The sequence below is a fragment of the Streptococcus sp. SV2 genome (genome assembly GCF_030440175.1).
Classification (GTDB): domain Bacteria; phylum Bacillota; class Bacilli; order Lactobacillales; family Streptococcaceae; genus Streptococcus; species Streptococcus raffinosi.
In genome coordinates, this window is record NZ_JAQFJQ010000013.1 from 1 (window position 1) to 18,955 (window position 18,955).

Below are 18,955 nucleotides of genomic sequence, written 5' to 3' on the forward strand. Positions count from 1 at the left end.
GTTTTAGAAACTTTATTAACTTTAGGAAGCGTGTTTTCATCACTCTGAACATACAAAAAGAGAAAACCTATCAGGTTCTCTCTAGATGTTAGCTTTTCGTCACCCACTACAGTTGACAAAGAGCCACAAATTCTAATCCTTTAGGTTAATCTCATAATCACAAAAAGACACACTCCAATTTGGAATGTGTCTTTTTAGAACGAAGCTAATCGGCTTATTCTTTCTTAAGAGTAGTTAGTGTTTTATTAGGACTAGTCACTCAAAAGTTTTAGGGAGGTAAGTCGAGGAAATATTATTCCTCAGTTTTTTTGCGTTTTGCCGCAAGAGCCAAGCCAGATGCAGTTGCAAGCAAACCTAGAGCTGCTGTAGCAGCTACGTTAGACTCTTCACCAGTATTTGGCAATTGTGTCATTTCTGAAGCTGGTTTAGCTGGAGTTACAGGAGTTGTTTTAGCTGGAGCTTTAGGAGCTGGATTAACTGGTTTAGCTGGAGTTGGTTGTTCAGGTTTACCAGGAGTTGGTGTCACTGGTTTTTCTGGAGTTGTATCGACAAGTTTGTAAACGTAAGTTACGTTCTTATCACCTTCGATGACTTTACCAGTTACTGGGTCAGTTGTAGTCAAGTGACCATCACCATCAACTTTACCTACTGGATAGTTACCTTGTGGTACCAATTCATAGACTTTACCATCTGCAGTAACGATTGTCTTAGGACGGTTATCGATTACTGTATCATAATGTTTACCTACTGGTTGCTTAGATTCATCTGTAACAGATTGTTTGATTGTGTTACCATTTTCATCTACGTAGTGAACATATACATTACCCTTAGGTTGTGCTGGTTGTTCTTTGAGTTTGTAGATGTAAGTAACATCTTTACGTCCTTCAACAACTTTACCTGTTGTAGCGTCTGATGACTCAAGGTGACCTTGTCCATCAACCTTACCTACAGTGTAGTTACCAGCTGGAACCAATTCATATGTCTTACCATTGTATTTGATTTCTTTTGGACGGTTATCTACAACTGTATCGTAGTCTTTGTCGACTGGTTGATCTTTTTCATCAGTAACGTCAGTCTTGATTGTGTTACCTTCAGTATCTTTATAGTGAACGTAAACGTCACCTTTCACTTCTTTATAAACATAAGTGACGATTGAACGAGGTTTCTCAACTTTACCTTTAGTTGGGTCAGAAGATTCAAGGTGTCCATCCTTATCAACTTTACCTACTGGGTAATCACCTTTTGGTACGATCTTGTATGTCTTACCATCTGGAGTCTTGATAGTCTTAGGTTTTTCACCTTTCTCAGTTGTGTTATATGGAGTGTCATATGGTGAGTTTGGTGTGTCTTGACGAGGTTTCTTGATTTCCTTACCTTTTTCGTTTACGTAAGTGATGATGACGTCACCTTCTTTAGGTTTCGTTGGATCTTCTTTAAGTTTATAAACGTAAGTAACGTTCTTATCACCTTCGACAACTTTACCTGTTGTAGCATCATCACCTGTCCAGTGACCTTGTTCGTCTACTTGACCTACTTTGTAGTTACCGGCTGGTACCAATTCGTATGTCTTACCTTGGAATTCGATTTCTTTTGGACGGTTATCTACAACTGTGTCGTAGTCTTTACCAACTGGTTGTGCCAATTCATCAGTTACTGAATCTTTAATGATATTACCTTCAGTATCTACATAGTGAACGTATACATTACCCTTAGGTTGTACTGGTTCTTCTTTAAGTTTGTAAACGTAAGTAACGTTCTTATCACCTTCGATGACTTTACCTGTTGTAGCATCATCACCTGTCCAGTGACCTTGTTCGTCTACTTGACCTACTTTGTAGTTACCGGCTGGTACCAATTCGTATGTCTTACCTTGGAATTCGATTTCTTTTGGACGGTTGTCTACAACTGTGTCGTAGTCTTTACCAACTGGTTGTGCCAATTCATCAGTTACTGAATCTTTAATGATATTACCTTCAGTATCTACATAGTGAACGTATACATTACCCTTAGGTTGTGCTGGTTGTTCTTTGAGTTGGTATACGTAAGTAACGTTCTTATCACCTTCGATGACTTTACCTGTTGTAGCATCATCACCTGTCCAGTGACCTTGTTCGTCAACCTTACCTACTGGGTAGTTACCAGCTGGTACCAATTCGTATGTCTTACCTTGGAATTCGATTTCTTTTGGACGGTTGTCAATAACTGTGTCGTAGTCTTTATCAACTGGTTGATCTTTTTCATCAGTCACATCGTCTTTAATCTTGTTACCATTAACATCAACATAGTGTACGTATACATTACCCTTCACTTCTTTATAAACGTAAGTGATTGTTGATTTAGGTTTATCAACTTTACCTTTAATTGGATCTGATGATTCAAGGTGCCCGTCACCGTCAACTTTACCTACTGGGTAGTCACCTTTTGGTACGATCTTGTATGTCTTACCATCTGGAGTCTTAATTGTGTTAGGTTTTTCACCTTCCTCAGTTGTGTTATATGGTGTGTCATATGGTGAGTTTGGTGTGTCTTGACGTGGTTTTTGAATTTCTTTACCATCATTTTCACGGATGTAAGTAATGATGACTTCACCAACTTTAGGAGTTTCACTTTCAGACAATGATTGAGAAACTGATACAGATGTAGATTCTGAGCTAGAAAGTGATTCTGAAACTGAAGTTGATGTAGAAGCTGAAACTGAAAGACTAGCAGATGCAGAGTATGATTCAGAAGCTGATACTGATTCAGATACAGAAGTTGATTCTGAAGTGCTTGCTGATTCTGATGCAGAAACTGAAGCTGATGTGCTTGCTGATTCTGATGCAGATGCTGACTCAGAGGCGCTTACAGAAACTGAATTGCTCAATGAAGCAGATGCTGACTCAGATGATGAAGTTGATTCTGATTCTGAGTTATTTGTAACAATTGAAATTGATTCTGAGATAGAAGCTGAAACAGAGACAGATTCAGATGCTGAAGTACTCAACGATGATGATTGACTTGCTGATACTGAAGCTGATTCAGATGCTGAAGTACTCAACGACGCTGATTGGCTTCCTGATACTGAAGCTGATGCTGACGCTGAGGTGCTCAACGACGCTGATTGGCTTGCTGATACTGAAGCTGATTCAGATGCTGAAGTACTCAACGACGCTGATTGGCTTGCTGATACTGAAGCTGATTCAGATGCTGAAGTACTCAACGATGCTGATTGGCTTCCTGATACTGAAGCTGATGCTGACGCTGAGGTACTCAACGACGCTGATTGGCTTGCTGATACTGAAGCTGATTCAGATGCTGAAGTACTCAACGACGCTGATTGGCTTGCTGATACTGAAGCTGATTCAGATGCTGAAGTACTCAACGATACTGATTGACTTGATGATACTGAAGCTGATGCTGAAGCTGAGGTGCTCAACGATGCTGATTGGCTTCCTGATACTGAAGCTGATGCTGACGCTGAGGTGCTCAACGACGCTGATTGGCTTCCTGACACTGAAGCTGATTCAGATGCCGAAGTTTTCAATGATTCAGATTGGCTTGCTGATACTGAAGCTGATTGTGAAACAGATTGTGACTTAGAAACCACCTCTGATTCTGATTGTGATTTAGAAGCTTTTTCTGATGCTGATTGCGAAACAGATTGCGACTTAGAAACCACCTCTGATTCTGACTGTGATTTAGACACAACTTCTGATTCTGATAGTGAAGCTGATGTTGTATCAGATGCTGAATTTGATTGAGATTCATTTTTCAACTTATAGATATAAGTAACATTTTTCTCACCTGAAGCCACTTTACCAGTCGTATCATCATCACCTGTCCAGTGACCTTGGCTATCAACTTGACCTACTGGGTAATTACCAGCTTCTACAAGTTCGTAAGTTTTACCTTCAAATTTAATTTCTTTAGGACGATTATCTACTACTGTATCATAATCCTTCTCAAGTGGTTGATCTTGCTCATCAATAACAGATCCCATGATCGTATTTCCATTAATATCTTTATAATGAACAAAGACACTTCCAACCTCTTCATAAACGTAAGTAATAGTTGATTTTGGTTTGTCAACTTTACCAGTAATAGGATCTGAAGATTTCAAATGACCATTTTCATCAACATCTCCTACTGGATAATCACCTTTAGGAACAATTTTATATGTCTTACCATCAGTTGTCTTGATGATATTTGGTTTTTCACCTTTTTCAGTTGTGTCATATGGTGTGTCATATGGTGATTTAGGTGTATCTTGACGAGGTTTTTGAATTTCGTTACCTTTCGTATCTACATAAGTGATAACTACTTCACCTTCTTTTGGTGTTTCTTTCACTTTATAGATATAGGTAACATTTTTATCTTGTTTAGCAACTGAACCTTTAACATCATCTGAAGTTGTAAGGTGACCATCTGAGTCAACTTGACCTACTTTGTAGTTACCTGCTGGTACCAATTCGTATGTCTTACCTTCGAATTCGATTTCTTTTGGACGATTATCTACTACTGTGTCATAGTTTTTATTAATAGGTTGTTTATCTTCATCTGTTACTGATTTTTTGATTTCGTTACCTTCAGTATCTCTATAGTGAACGTAAACGTTACCTTTTTCATCTGTCTTCTTGTAGTAATGTACTGTATCACCAGATGGTTTTTCATTTGCTGATGGAATAGAGAATTGGTTACCAAAGTTTCCTGAGTTTTGTCCACCAACTACGTTTTCTTTATTTCCTCCTGGTGTTGAGCTTTCAGTTCCTTTTGGATGCTCCAAGAACATATAGGCTTTATCACCATGATGACCCGCTGTATACCAACCTGATAGATAAACTAGACCTTCTTCTGGTTTATCAGGATTATGCCATGGAGAAACTTGGATTTGATAATCACCATTCTTGCTTGAAACAAGGACTTTATCTGTATCCATACTTGTTGCAGATGGAATATATTTTTCGCCTGGTTTAATTACTGGAGTTGTGTAAACAAGGGTATAGCCAGTTGTATCTGTGTTATTTCCCATTGTTGCTTCATTATATGTTGAAACAGATGATGGATCCAAAACATAAAGTTTTGTAACTGTTGAACCATCATTGGAAACTACTTCGCGAATACGTTTAACGTAATAATGAGCACGAGTTCCCTTCAACTCAGCAAACTTAGCACCAACCGAATTACCAAGTTCACCAGTCATTGTTGAAGCATCTGCTTGTTGGTACAAGACATAACCTTCAAATGAACGTGGGTTAGAAGCTGTATAATTTTGACCTTGAATACCTGTTTGAGTAAATGTAGCAAGTTCAGTTTCATTACCAGTTGGTTTGTAGCTTTGAGTTGTTGTATCTGAAGCTGGACGTGTAGCATTATATGTTGAAGATGTAGTATCAACCACCTTGTAGTGAGTTGTTTGGTTCATCTTAGTTGATGGTACACCAATTTCAACGTTTGGTTTGCTTTCAGTTTGGTTAGCTGGTGTTAAGTAATCATAAACTTGTTCAGTTTCTTTGGCAAAAGCTTTTTCTGAATTATTCTTGATAATAACATCTACAGTAGCAGAACCACCATCTGTTGAAGCATTATAAACGAAATAAGGATAGTATTTATTGCTTGAAAGATTCCCAAGATTTACTTCTTTACCAGCGTTGGCTGAAGACAAAGTTGCGTTTGCAACTTCACTGCCTGTATTCTTATCTACCAAACGTACATAAACATCAGGATTGTTTGTGCTAGTTGTCTTATCAACTGACAAAGTCACATAATAGTTTGTGTTGTAATCTTGGTTATATGATTTAAGATTCCAAACACCAAATGTCAAACGATTCGCTGCTGGGTCAGCTGAGTATCCTGCAGGAATTGTAGTTGACTTGTCAGTAAGTGTCGCACCGTTAGCATCGTCCATACCTGGAGTTGCATCAACACCTGCTGCAAGTGTATTTGAAGTAGAAATAGCATCCAACTGTGCTGTCACTGCTGCAACACCATTAACTACTGAGTTACCTGTGAAGCCGTTGTCAGTGATCTTAGTCATCATGTTGTCAACAGCGTTACCAAGGCGCTCACGTTGTTCTGCGTAAGCAGCGTTTGTTGCTGATGCAGCAAGCAAGGTTGTTGATTTAGCAACTTCTTCTTGAACTGTTGCGATAGCTGTTTGGATTTCAGCTTTAGCAGCTGTGTCAGTCAACTTAGCTTGATAATCTTTAGCAATATTTACAAGCAATTCTGCTTCTGAAACGTTTTGATCCAAGATAGTTTTTTCATCTTCTTGAGTAGCTGTTTCTGATGCAGTTGCAGCTGTTGAAGTTGCTGATTCTGAAGCTGAAGATGATTCTGAGTGTGAACCACTGTTGCTTTCAGTGTGTGATTGGCTTTCAGAAGTTGAGTTCACTTTGCTAAGTGATACAGATTCTGAGATAGCTTGTGACAATTCTGCTGATACAGATTGTGATACTGAAACTGAAGCGTCTGTGCTTGCTTGAGCGTCAGCTGAAGAGCTTGTAGACTCTTGGCTTGTTGATGCTACTGCTGGAGCTTCTGAAGCTACTGCTTCTGATACAGGCGCAGTGCTCAAAGCTACAGATTCAGAGTTTGCCAAAACATCATGAGTTGTAGTTGCTTGGCTTTCCAAAGCTGGAGCACTTGTTTCTTCGGCTTGAGCTGTGTAAGTAGCTACTGCACCACCTGCCACAGCACCCGCTGCTGCAATTCCTTTAAGAAGGGCTTGACCTGAAAGAAGAGAAGTTTTTTCTTCTACATTTTGAACTGAAACTGACGGTGCGTCTGCGCCACCTTTAACAACTTTGAAAAGTCCAAAGTTTGATGTAGCGGCACGAAGCCAGTTTTTACCCGATTTAATAAGTTTGAAGCGAGTCACACGGTCTGTTTCGCGATATTCTCCTTCTTGGCGTCTAAAAAACATATTTACCTCCAAATAGATATGAGTCATTTCCTAATCTGGAAATTACATTTTATAATATAACACAAGTTAACTAAAAATTGTTGCACTTTGTCTCATTTTCTCTAAAATATGTAAGGTTTTCGCAATTCTGAATTTTCTGTCATTTATGCTATATTCTTTCGAATTTAGAACAAATCAGGCTTAAAGCCTTGATTTTACGCTATTTTCTTTACATTTTCTCATTTTATTTCCACTCTTATCACGCTTCTAAATTATTTTACAATTTAGCTTAAGATAAATTTTCAAACAATTTCAATCAATTTTAGACCCCTTATTTTGACATATTTGGTGTTTCTAACACACTTTTTTTAACCTTCTTCCTAATCAGATACCCTACTTCCTTAAATCTTTTAGCTTAAAGTAAAATTGGTTTAAATATTTTCTAAAAAGTCAATTTATATGCTCAAAAATCTACAAAAAAAGAATTACCTTCCGATAATTCTTTTTAGACTATTAACCAAGGGCCATTATAGCATCAATAAAAAGCTTCTTGATGAAATAACCATTGCTTATGAGGTAGGCAGTGTATTGTGCGTTAGCAACCATCTGGGCATACTGCTCTTCTGTACATTCTTGTACACAACGGTCTGCTTCTTCCAGACTCGAAACGACAAAGCCTAGGCCATGTTCTCTGACATAGTCAGCATTTGAAAGATAGTCAGGCACCACAACTGGCAAGCCTGCAGCTAAATAGGTAGAGAGTTTATAGGAAATATTCAACTTATAGTAATCGAGCTCATCTTCAGATTTTTCTGAGTTTCCCCAGACGAGACCAAATCCTCCTTTAGAAAGGTCAAACAGGAGTTCCTGTTTATTGCGCCAGCCTTCAAGTTGAATTTTGGAATAATCCTTGTCTTCTTCTTTATCCGCATAGACATGAAGAGGAGTCTCCTGCTGCCAGTTGAGAATGTGGGGGAAACGAGTTGGATTACCAGCAAAGATGAGCTTCTTTTGGAAGCTTGGTTTGTGCAAGTCAAGGCTATGAGGTAAATCCCAAAGTTCCTGGATAATAATCTTTTTGACCGTTAACCCTTCCTCAATGAGTCGATCACGCATTTGTTCTGATGGAACAACGACGACATCACAAAGATTATACATCTCAATGTAATTAGGCATGAGATAATAATTACTAGGAAACATTATAGGTGGAACATCATGGATGAACATCACAAGTTTGGTTTGCACTGCCCTAAATTTATGAAGGAGGCTAGTGTCCCAAGCGACACTATTCCACGACGGCGACTGGAAGAAGACAATATCACCATAGCTTACTCCTGCCACAATACCATCAAGGCGGGAATTTAATTCACCACTTGACTCCTGGCTGTTATCGTAGAAATAGATTGCTAATTCATTGGCACCAAGCTCCTTGGCAATCTTCATCGTATCATTTTGGGCAATCAAGGCCACACTACGTGGGGACTGCCCAAATAAATTCGTAAAATGTACACGCATGCGCTTCTTCTTTCTATTGTATAATCAAGCTCTTTACTTATAAGACACAATCATAAATATAAGTAAGAGGATAAATAAGGCTATACTAATAGCTAAGGTCAAAAATTTGCGAATAGGCTGACTAGACCAATAGCTTGGTTTACCAATATTACTCGTAGCATCTGTTGAAAAAATCTGTGTTTGACGGGGTTGGATGGTAACTAGGACGATAAGGGCAACCGAAAGAATCAGTGCTAGAACCATTAATACTAACATCATAAGCCTACCTCAACAAACCAATGAGAGTGAAGATTAAACCGATAATAATCACAAGTCCGAGCATGATTGAAAAGCTCTTGTTAATCTTTTCTCCTCTGGTTTCTTTTTCTTTCGTAATAGGCTTTTGCTTGAGTTCTTCCATACGGCCTTCAACATCACCGTAGAATAAATCTTTTTTAGACATGATTTCCTCCTAAAAGTCCTTGTAAGCGATTGGTCAAGTCAGAGGCTGTCAGGGTATTAGCCTGAGCTTTTTGAGCCTGCATGGCCTCTTGCATGGCTTGATCTTGTTCAAGAACTTGCTTAATCTTAGCGACCATTGCTTGATAGTCCTGACCAGCATAGATATGTTCAGGTGCCGTGTAGACACGTCCATGAACTGTTTCTGAAAAAGCCAAAATCAATAACTGGTGCTCAAAAGCTGTTCGTGTAGCCTTATACAACTCGTTATGATGGTTGATATCCAAATAGAGATTTGACTCTTGGTAGAGCTTGTCCAGTTGCTTGTGACTGACGTTAGGATGGAGCACTACATTTGAGTAACGCATCATTGAAAGCAACTTGGCTGACATCTCAGTAACAGCTGCAATTTGGAAGGTCACATCAGGTAATGCCTCTACTAAGGCTTCCAGGTGTTCGATTTGATCTGAGTTGGTTGCGATAAAGGCATTGTGTGATTTGCCATGATTTTCCTTGAGGTCATAGGCATAGCCTAAAGAAAGTAATTTATGGTGTTTTTCTTTAGGTACCAAGGTCAAGGCTTTTTCATAAGTTGTCTTATCAGGAATGATGATAGCATTGGCCCTAGCTGAATTATCCTCTAAGATACCATTCATGTTACCTGGTAGGATATCTCCCAGAGGCTCTTGCCAGACCAGAATATCAGTTGCCCCTGTATTTTCCATAGTCCATGAGACGATGAAAGGCGTTGCTAAGCTGTTAAAGATAATATGGTCAATGTCACCAAAGACCTGAGCCAAAAAGGCCTTGACAAATTCGGTACGGTTGGCGAAACGACGTAGACTTTGACCAGGTAGGGTCAAGAGGATGTCACCAGTAGCATGATTTTCCAAGATGCGCTCGTCACCTTCTTTGGTTTGGTAGCTAGTAAAGACTGGCTGACCATTCTCATCATGAGTGGTTTTGGCAAAACAGAAACCATACTTGTTGTAGTGGTCTACTTGACGAACCTTTCCTGACTTGTCCAACCATTCAACACTTTTAACGATACGGGCCTTGCTTCCTTCAGGGAAGGTAATACGGGCACGTTCTTCAGTGAGATTTGACACCTGTGCCACTTGATTGTTACCTGAGATTTCCCAAAAAGCTGGAACAGGAACCTGGTTGAAAAAGCGAGGTTTGCCAGTTTCATCTTGGTCTTCTACATAGTAGGTAAAAGGTGACAGGGTTCCTTTGGGAAGAAAACCATCTGGATTGATGACAACAGTTGTGGCATCACATCCTGCTACCTGAAGGGTATAAGCCAAGTCTTTACTGGCTTGATGATAATTATCACATAAGAAAATCATGAGCGTACCTCCTCAAGTAACTGTTTCCAAGCAGCCTTGACCCGGCTAGTCAAGAAGCCTTGGGCAAGGTCATAAGATTTTTGACGCATGGCCTCAATATTACCTTCTTCATAGAGACGGACAATGGCATCCTTATAGGATTTAGTGATGACATCCACAACATGATTTTCAGCGACAGGAAGGAGATAGCCGTTGGCCCCATCTTCGATAAAGGTTTGATTACCATAAGGAACGTCAAAACCAATCATGGGAAGACCTGAACCAACAGCCTCCATGAGGGTAAGGCCAAAGCCTTCGCTGGTTGAAGCTGTCAAATAAACCTCATATTGGCTATAAATGTCGGTCAAATCAGCATGCCCCATGAGACGAATGTAGTCTCCTGCTTGCCCTTCAGCAATAATCTCACGCAACTTGGCATCCATCCCACCACTACCATAAATATCAAAGGTGATGTCTGGTAGGGTCTTATGAACCTCAATAACTGCACGAACTAACCAGTCAATGTGTTTTTCCTGAGCCAAACGTGAGGCCGTAATCATTGAAAATGGCTTACGTGACTTGTCCTGCCCAACTAATTCAGGCAAGCTTCCCACTGGAATGGTGTAAATCTTTGGATCATGGTTAGTGTAGTGACGAAACTGCCTCTCAAGAATTTCCTTCTGACGGTCTGTCGCTACGATAAAGAAATCAACCTTGTCCGCATTGGTAAACTGGTACTCGTAATAGTTATTCCAGAGAATGTAGTCGTCATCAGTTTGATTGGCACTGAAATGTTCAGCGTGAACGACTACCCCTAGACGAGCAGCTTGTGCTTCTTCAAAGACCAGCTGCCCAATACCAGTTTCACGGTCTAAGATAACCACATCATCCTTGGTTAGGGCCAGACGTTTGAAGAAATAGCGAAGGAATTCTTGCTTGCCATAGAGGACCTGATCCGGAAAACGATAAATGTCCTGATTATTGTCTCCAACAATCATGTCATAGGCGGTCGAGCCATCTTCATTATAAAAACGGCGTTGGTAAACCTTGGCTTGATTGTCCTTAGGCGCATAATACTCACTACAATAACGGGTATAAGAGTAAAAATCCTTACGCAAGAGCTTGTCATTGACAAAATAGCTGACGGTTTCCACAGAAACTCCATCTGTCGCACGAAGATGGCAAGCTACCACTAGGTCATCCTGTGGATAATGGTAACGAATCACTGAACCGGAAACTTCCTTGTGTTCAGGATTAGCAGGTAAGATAGCCTCGATTTCAGCTAGTTTGATGGTAGATGGTGCGATTTTGACATCTGTAAAATAGTTATAGAGCCAGATGATTTGGTCATCTGAAAAACCAATCTTGCTGGTCATATGCTCGATATTATCCCCAAGAATGAGATCCATAAAGACAAATTTGGCTTCTTGTCCCATTTCCTGGAAAATCTTGGCACGATAGGCCTGGGCATATTCGACACCACTGCTGGCCCAACCGATACCTAAATTAATGTTATATACTGTCATAATTTCCTTATTTTATGGGAAATGGCTGATGATATCTCCTTTTTTAGTGACTTGCACCTGACTAAGGAGAAGATTACGAACCATATCCTTTCTGATTTGACGTTTCATAGCCTCAAAGCCCTTGTAGGCCTCTTGGTAATACTCGACAATAGGGTTTTTTTGACTCAATTGTTGACTACCAATAGCCATTTGGAGTTGTTGCAGATAGTCTACCTGCTCTACCCAGTTATCATCCACAGCCTTAAGCATGGCTAAACGTTGGAAATACTCATTGAGTTCCTTAGTTTTCAACTCCTGCTTCTTGGCTTCTAGCTCACGATAGGCAAACTGGTAAATGAGTTCCAAGACTTCTTCACGATTGTTAAGATCCAAATCGTTAGGAATCTCATTGATGCGGAAGCTGATATTACGCAAGATAAAGTGATAGAGATTCTCTGCTTTTGAGAAATCTTCATCAGCCACAGCTTGGTCGATAAAGTCATCAAGTACCTCATCGATAACAGTATCCAAGCCTTGATTGTGGAAGATGAGACGGTCACGTTGGGCATAAATCATCTCACGTTGGATGTTCATACTTTCTGCGAATTCAAGCGTCTGACGACGTGAAGTACGACCAGAACTTTCACTGGCTTCTTGGGCTTTTTGAACCAATTTACGGTACTTACGACCGGTCAATTCCTTAGGCTCAATGTGGTCACTAATGGCATATTCTTTGTAAGTACGGTGAACCCATGATGGACCGTATTTCTTAATCACATCGTCTTCCAAGGAGACGAAGAACTTAGACATACCAGGGTCCCCTTGACGTCCAGAACGGCCACGAATTTGCAGGTCAATACGTTGACTTTCCATACGTTCGGTACCGATAACTACCAAACCTCCGAGTTCAGCTACACCTTTACCAAGCTTGATGTCCGTTCCACGTCCAGCCATTGAGGTCGCAACCGTCACGGCACCCATTTGTCCTGATTCGGCAATCATTTCCGCTTCACGTGGTGCATTATTGGCATTCAAGAGATTATGAGCAATTCCTTCACGCAAAAGCAGGGAAGAATAAAGCTCTGACATTTCCACCGACCCAACGAAAATCAAGATGGGGTTACCTTTTTCATGGTAGTGCTTGACATACTCTAAAGAGGCAAAGACCTTCTCTGGTAGGGTCGCATAAATCTTATCGGGATAGTCGATACGTTGTTTCTTACGGTTGGTTGGGATTTGAATGACCTTCATTCCATAGGTGCCTAGGAATTCTTTTTCGGCTACCTTACCAGTCCCTGTCATCCCTGAAATTTTCTGGAATTTTTTAAAGAGACTTTGGTAGGTGATGGAAGCCATAGCTCTGGTTTCTTGTGACAGGGCCACTAATTCCTTGGCTTCGATAGCTTGGTGGAGTCCACCTTGGAGCTTGGTTAATTCCAAGAGACGACCTGTTGATTTGTCAAGAAGCACCACTTCTGGCCCCTTCTTGCCATCTCGAATAATGTAGTCCTTGTCCTTTTTATAGAGCAAGTGGGCACGAAGTGAAAAGAGTAGGTGACGGGCAAAGGTACTATTTTCCTCATCGTAGAGGTTGCCAATACCCAGATAACTTTCGGCAGCCTTAGCCCCCTTAGTCGTCAACCAAACTTCACTTTTTTCCTCTTTAAAGACATAGTCCTCACCCTCGACCAAGGTAGTCATCAGGGTGTCCATCATCCCATAGTAGTTGGACTGAACACGGGGCGCACCAGAAATAATCAAGGGCGTCTGGGCACTATCAAGAAGGACAGAGTCCACCTCATCGACAATGGCATAGTTAAAGGGACGCATGTATTTCCCGTCTTGGTTAGACGCAAGGTTATCAATCAGATAGTCAAAGCCTAGGCTAGCATTGGTCGTATATACGATGTCTGATTGGTAGATGGCCCGCTTTTCTGATGGATCCATCTCATTACTGCCTTCTACACAAGGAACACCAATCGTCAAACCTAGGAACTCATAGACCTGGCCCATTTCTTCAGCGTCACGGATAGCCAAGTATTCATTGGTCGTAACCAGGATGGCTCCTTGGCCTGACAAGGCATTAAGATAGACAGGCATGGTAGCCGTTAGGGTCTTTCCTTCACCCGTATTCATCTCGGCAATATGGCCTTGGTGCATGACAATGCCTCCCATGACCTGAACGTCATAAGGGAACATGCCTAGCACGCGCTTATCCGCTTCACGAACAACCGCAAAAGCTTCTGGAAGAAGGTCATCCAAGCTTTCTCCTTGGGCCAAACGCTCCTGAAATTCCTGCGTTTTATTTTTCAACTCAAGGTTGCTCAAACCAGCTATTTCATCAGCTAGACCATTGATTTCCTTGAGTATCTCCTTAACAGGGAGAATAGGATTCAGTTGTTTAAACATGTTCTTCTCCTGTTTCTTCCAGTTTTAAGCTGTAGAAATCCAGCTCTTTGACCCCAGCACTCAAAAGCGAAATACTATAGGTATAAGCTTCGTGTGGGTAGACAAAGGTCATCTGAGTACTTTTTTCAATAAGCTGCTTGATTTCATTATCATAACGGTCCAAAAAGCTGACTTTCAAAAAGACTGAGCCTGTTGGTACAGCTTCGAGATTAGCCGTCAAGTCATAGCTGTGCCCTTTTTTCAATAATGGGAGGTCAGGCTGAGTACGATCCGATTGATAGTTTTGGATAGCCACCCAGGACTTAATGTCAGTTCCTGATGGCACCAAAGGATTGTAAAATTGCACAGAACCATCTTGGCGTTTAACAACTGTTGAACCATACATATAAGTCCTAAGATTTAAGCCCCACAGAATTTCTGATTTCTTGTTTCTGAACATTCTTACTCCTTTCTTCCAAAATCATTTTCTAAAATCATACGGTAAAAATTGACAAACCAAGTTGTCGCCGTAGCAGAATCATCGTTGTGTCGACCTGATGTTCCCTTGCTAAGAATCTTAGACCCCGAGTAATAGAGAGACTTGGTGATATCCTCGTAAGCCGTCGGATCCATGTCCTCATCCTTCATGTAGGAAAGACCAAAGGTCGTGTTTGAAAAATCTGCTTTTTTAAACTTATCCCAGAACTTCTGATTAAGGGCCTCAACACCGTCATTATCCAAACGCCCTGTCTGCAAATGCAAGACATCAATCCCTGTTGGAAAGACCTCTGGCGCCAAGAGTCGGGCACGGTTACCGATCGTACCAACATTAGCTAGAGGTTTAGACATGATAATGGCATGAGGTTCAAAGTCTGCACCGTAGTACATTGATGGAAAAGTTCCCATAGACATCCCAGAGAGGATGAGTTGATCATTATCAAAGCCTAGATAATCCAAGTAATGTTGAATAGTGTTCTTGATACTATTTTCAAATTCTTCTGTTCCCATGTAGAAGGCTCCCCCTAGGAGTCGAGGGTCTGAAAAGAGCAAAAAGGGAGTTCCCAAAGCTTTCATCATCCCAAAACCTTCGAAACCTTCGGCAGGACGGAAACCGGAAAAGTAAACAGACAAGGGTGGCTTGAAGTCGCCAGGATAAAAGAAATAGTTGACTTCCTGACGTTTGTGATCATGGAGAATACCACCGCCAAGGACAAACTTCCCAAACTGGAAGCGAGTCAAGCGTTGGTGGAGCCCACCAATGGTAATCTTACCCTGTCCCTTCATCTCCAGACTCGCTGACAAAAGGAAGGTCCTATCCTCATCAAGGACAATAGCTCCCTTGCGCATTTCTTCTTCTGAAACGATGTAGGTCTTGAAGATATCTACAACTGAACCTTCTGGCACAAGATTGAGAATCAAACGGCACTCGCAAGTCTCATCTCTATCAAATTCCAACCAAAGTTCAATAGGATTTTCCTTGCTGGCTCTGATATTATAGGTCCAATCTAAAACCGGCTTATACTCCTGACCATAATCACCTGACAAAATCACACTCTCATAACCATGATAAGTCACTTGTCCCGTGAAATTGGGGTTGGCTTGAATCCTAAATGGAAACAATTTATCCCCATATTGACCTGAAAAGAGCGCTTTGGAAAGGGTAATAATCAGCTGGCCTTGATTTGAAAAATCCGTCGGAACAGCACAAATTTCCTTCAGAAACTGAAGAAGGCTCTCGTCTGATACTTTTATGGTTTGGTCAAAGAAAACAGTATGAGGAATCAAACATTCTCTAATAGCCATCAATTCCTCGAGCCCTTCAGGACTATCTACAAGAACTGCTGTGAAAGTCTTGATTTCGTCAGCTTCAATAGTTTCTTGCAAGGTCTCCAGCTGACCAAGAGGACTAAAATACCAATTCATATTTTCAGGAATTTCCTGATTTTCTGACCAGTTAGCTGATCCAACTTGTAGTATTTTCAAGCGTTTATCCTTGGCCATGCTGCTCCTCCTTCAACCAATTTTCCCATTTTTGCACCAAACGGTCTCCTGTATTTTCCTTAATTTTCTCAATAGAATAGATAAGCGAACGGTTCCAGTTGTTCAACTGACCCAAATAGTAATAAGCTCCCTTTTCAAAATCAGACAAGTGCTTCAAGATATAACCATTTTCTTGATGGGTCACATACTCAGACGCCACTCGGTTAATCTGTGGAATACCGGCACTAATTCCTGCGATTTGGGTATAGCGGTTAGGCTCCTTACTCAAGTCGACAATGAGTCGTGTAAACTGAAGGGACTTGATAAGAGCCGTCTCGTCACGGAGGTCTTGGAATGAAAAACGACTGATGATTTCATTGTTTTCTTCCAATCTATTTTCCGCACCACTACTTTCAACAACCTCTTCAAAGACTTCTGAGCTAAAACGTTCGTCAATCATTTTTTCAACTTGATGTTCCAAATTTTGAAGTTGCTCTGGATTGGCATTAAAGGCCCCAAATTCAACACGAGTCTTAGGATACTTGGCTACGAATGCTAACACTTGATAAATAGCCTCTAAATCCAACTGATTCAAATCAACCTGATAGAAAATCTTAGACTCTTTAACACGTTGACTGGTTCCCAAAGCCAAACGGGTATCAAAGGAAGCCATGTGTTTAAGCTTCTTGGCCTCTTCTGGATAGGCGACCTGAAGTTGCTCCAAGTAATCATAGCGGTCAGCAATCAACAAGTCCACTTGCGACAAAAAGCCTGCATAGGCATCAATACTGTCATCTTGATTTCGTTCTGCAAACCAGGTCAAAATCTTGGTATTTTCTGCTGGCAAGTGATTAAAGAGGGGCTTGTTGTGACGCAAGTCTGAAGCTATAACAAAACGGTCATCATTCGTCACTTTTTCTGCCAAAAATTTATCCAAAAATTCCCAAATGACTTCCGAAAGGTCACCGTAGTAACTCTTATTAAAGCGGCCGTCTGTTCTAGGATTAGCCACAATCCCACGCCCATCAAAGAAGTGACAAAGTTGCCAAACTCCCTTTGCATTTAGGTAATTGCGATAGATTGGCTGACCATTTTCAAAATAGAGACTACTTGAAACAAAGCCACGGTCATCATAGACATCTTCACGGATGATTTGCTCTTCATCAAAGTAGCGAATCATGGCAATAAAGCCCTCAGTACCGAACTCAATTTCGGCATAACGCTTGTGCTGACATTGAACCACAATAGCAAACGGTGTATAGACAAAAGTAGAGCCTTCAGGCCAGTCCAAATCGGTTACCTGTAGGTTTCGCATAGCTTCATCGCTAATTCCCTGAACCAAGTCAAAGATGGCTGTGGCCTTAACTTCCAAGACATCATGACGGTGTAAGAAATAACGCAAATGTGGCTGGTAGGCCAAAAGCAAGAGCTGCGGAGTCAGCTCCTCATCTTGAAAAATACGGACTTGGTGTAGACTATCATCAAATTCAATTTTTTGACGTGTCAGATACCAAGGATCAATGGACGTCTTCCAAAATTCATCCGTCTGCCCATACCAAGCTGGAATAAAATAATACATGAATTCTCCTTTATTGTCTTTACATCACAATACTTGAGATTGAGGGGTAGACCGATCACATGTCACCAGCCTACCTCTCAACCCTATGAGGGGTGAGTGTTTTATACATTTTCAAAAAGTGGGGTATAGGAAGTGTTGAGCTTCAAAGCTTTCATTTCCTCGTTAACATTGTAAATCATACCGCTAAAAATCAAGAAGGTCCCTGGAATCATACTCAGTTGCAAATAATCTGGATTGACCAAGACAACTAACATGGGAACCCCTGCCATAAAGAGCATGTAAAGGGCACCGATGAAACCAAGCCTAAGAACTAAGCGGTTGATATAAGCACTGGTTTCTTGACCTGGATAAACACCATAGATGTATTCACCCGACTTGCGCATCCGTTCAGAGATTTGTTCACCACTAACATTAACAAAGGCAAAGGCTAAACCGAGAACGAAGAGCATGACCATATAAACGGCCAGCCAGATGGGTTGCCCGACAGTCAAGGCCTTGATGGCACCACTGGTCCACTTGTTTTCAGGATGGATAAATTGAATCAGCATAAAGACGTACTGAGGAATGCTGACTAGAGACATGGCATACATGAAAGGCATCCCTCCAGCTGGATTCAACATAATATCCAAGTAAGAATACTGTTTGAAGCGGTTATGAATATTGATTTTATTGATTGAAATACGATATCTGGCCCGTTGGACAACTCCTGAAATATAGAGGAAGACCAAACTGAACAGGATTAAGGGAAGAAAGACATTCCAACCGATACCTAACTTATCAAAACTCTCCATGACTTGGAAAGGCAAATTAGCCATCATACTTGCCATCAAGATGACAATGGAACCACCAATCCCAAAGAGGGAGTTAAGATCCGATAGCCAGACCAAGAAAAAGGTCCCGGCAATCAACAGAATCGTATTCATAAAAATGGCGAGGCCAGCATTGACCCCGGAGACGATAGGCAGGTTTAAGGACACTGCCAAGGACTGGACGACTGCGATTGCTAGAGTCAAATACATTCGCCTACGGTCCTGAATTTCAATAGGGAGGTTTTTTAAGCCCATTTTCTTGGAGAAAGAAAACATCTGCCAAAGAATCATGGCCGACATCCAAGGCGACAAGCCCACTGAGAAAAGTGACATAGACCTGAGGTTTCCTCCCATCATTGCACTAGAGAAAGCCAAGGAACCTATGACTCCTCCAAAGATATTGGCATGTTTCAAATCCACAAAAGGAAGAACCAATTGATTCCCTACACAATAAATGAAGAGGAAAAAGATGGTCCATAAGACACGCTTGGTAATTATCGATTGACTAATTTTTTTCACTATTACTCCTACTT

General features: G+C 41.0%; 11 protein-coding genes. All 11 read right to left on the reverse strand.

Features of this window, described 5'->3' with window-relative positions; genetic code table 11:
• Window positions 1-292: 292 nt before the first annotated feature.
• The gene (locus tag PCY14_RS07415; RefSeq protein ID WP_301363360.1) at window positions 293-6,901 is read right to left on the reverse strand and encodes an accessory Sec-dependent serine-rich glycoprotein adhesin; all 6,609 of its coding nucleotides are present in this window, start codon (window positions 6,899-6,901) and stop codon (window positions 293-295) included.
• 492 nt (window positions 6,902-7,393) lie between these two features.
• Window positions 7,394-8,395, reverse strand: coding sequence for a sugar transferase (locus tag PCY14_RS07420; RefSeq protein ID WP_060934294.1), 1,002 nt, complete (start codon window positions 8,393-8,395; stop codon window positions 7,394-7,396).
• A gap of 33 nt (window positions 8,396-8,428) precedes the next feature.
• Complete coding sequence (locus PCY14_RS07425; protein WP_060934293.1) at window positions 8,429-8,653, reverse strand: accessory secretory protein Asp5; 225 nt, start codon at window positions 8,651-8,653, stop codon at window positions 8,429-8,431.
• A 4-nt stretch (window positions 8,654-8,657) separates the two neighbouring features.
• Entirely contained in the window at window positions 8,658-8,837 is a 180-nt protein-coding gene (gene asp4 / locus PCY14_RS07430; protein ID WP_002883547.1) for an accessory secretory system protein Asp4, read from the reverse strand.
• A complete protein-coding gene (gtfB, locus tag PCY14_RS07435) occupies window positions 8,830-10,182 on the reverse strand; it encodes an accessory Sec system glycosylation chaperone GtfB (protein ID WP_060934292.1) in 1,353 nt (450 codons plus the stop codon). Before gtfB ends, asp4 begins: the two co-directional genes overlap by 8 nt.
• Window positions 10,179-11,687 (reverse strand): accessory Sec system glycosyltransferase GtfA, encoded by a 1,509-nt coding sequence (gene gtfA, locus PCY14_RS07440; protein WP_021146149.1) that lies wholly within the window; start codon window positions 11,685-11,687, stop codon window positions 10,179-10,181. Before gtfA ends, gtfB begins: the two co-directional genes overlap by 4 nt.
• A gap of 12 nt (window positions 11,688-11,699) precedes the next feature.
• Entirely contained in the window at window positions 11,700-14,075 is a 2,376-nt protein-coding gene (gene secA2, locus PCY14_RS07445) for an accessory Sec system translocase SecA2 (RefSeq protein WP_301363362.1), read from the reverse strand.
• Window positions 14,068-14,514 carry an accessory Sec system protein Asp3 gene (gene asp3 / locus PCY14_RS07450; protein ID WP_037613584.1) on the reverse strand — a complete coding sequence of 149 codons (447 nt, stop codon included), beginning with the start codon at window positions 14,512-14,514 and terminating at the stop codon, window positions 14,068-14,070. Before asp3 ends, secA2 begins: the two co-directional genes overlap by 8 nt.
• 2 nt (window positions 14,515-14,516) lie before the next feature.
• The gene (gene asp2, locus PCY14_RS07455) at window positions 14,517-16,055 is read right to left on the reverse strand and encodes an accessory Sec system protein Asp2 (protein ID WP_293920156.1); all 1,539 of its coding nucleotides are present in this window, start codon (window positions 16,053-16,055) and stop codon (window positions 14,517-14,519) included.
• Window positions 16,042-17,613: an accessory Sec system protein Asp1 gene (asp1, locus tag PCY14_RS07460; protein WP_301363364.1), complete on the reverse strand. Its 1,572-nt coding sequence runs from the start codon at window positions 17,611-17,613 to the stop codon at window positions 16,042-16,044. The genes asp2 and asp1 overlap by 14 nt, the downstream gene beginning before the upstream one ends.
• Before the next feature lie 101 nt (window positions 17,614-17,714).
• Entirely contained in the window at window positions 17,715-18,941 is a 1,227-nt protein-coding gene (secY2, locus tag PCY14_RS07465; protein ID WP_060934288.1) for an accessory Sec system protein translocase subunit SecY2, read from the reverse strand.
• Window positions 18,942-18,955 lie beyond the last annotated feature (14 nt).

Bases quoted from the DNA above. Each gene is read 5' to 3' on its own strand.
- asp4 (WP_002883547.1), bottom strand. From the start codon at position 8,837: ATGTCTAAAAAAGATTTATTCTACGGTGATGTTGAAGGCCGTATGGAA.
- asp3 (WP_037613584.1), bottom strand. From the start codon at position 14,514: ATGTTCAGAAACAAGAAATCAGAAATTCTGTGGGGCTTAAATCTTAGG.
- asp2 (WP_293920156.1), bottom strand. From the start codon at position 16,055: ATGGCCAAGGATAAACGCTTGAAAATACTACAAGTTGGATCAGCTAAC.
- gtfA (WP_021146149.1), bottom strand. From the start codon at position 11,687: ATGACAGTATATAACATTAATTTAGGTATCGGTTGGGCCAGCAGTGGT.
- PCY14_RS07425 (WP_060934293.1), bottom strand. From the start codon at position 8,653: ATGATGTTAGTATTAATGGTTCTAGCACTGATTCTTTCGGTTGCCCTT.
- gtfB (WP_060934292.1), bottom strand. From the start codon at position 10,182: ATGATTTTCTTATGTGATAATTATCATCAAGCCAGTAAAGACTTGGCT.
- secA2 (WP_301363362.1), bottom strand. From the start codon at position 14,075: ATGTTTAAACAACTGAATCCTATTCTCCCTGTTAAGGAGATACTCAAG.
- PCY14_RS07415 (WP_301363360.1), bottom strand. From the start codon at position 6,901: ATGTTTTTTAGACGCCAAGAAGGAGAATATCGCGAAACAGACCGTGTG.
- PCY14_RS07420 (WP_060934294.1), bottom strand. From the start codon at position 8,395: ATGCGTGTACATTTTACGAATTTATTTGGGCAGTCCCCACGTAGTGTG.
- asp1 (WP_301363364.1), bottom strand. From the start codon at position 17,613: ATGTATTATTTTATTCCAGCTTGGTATGGGCAGACGGATGAATTTTGG.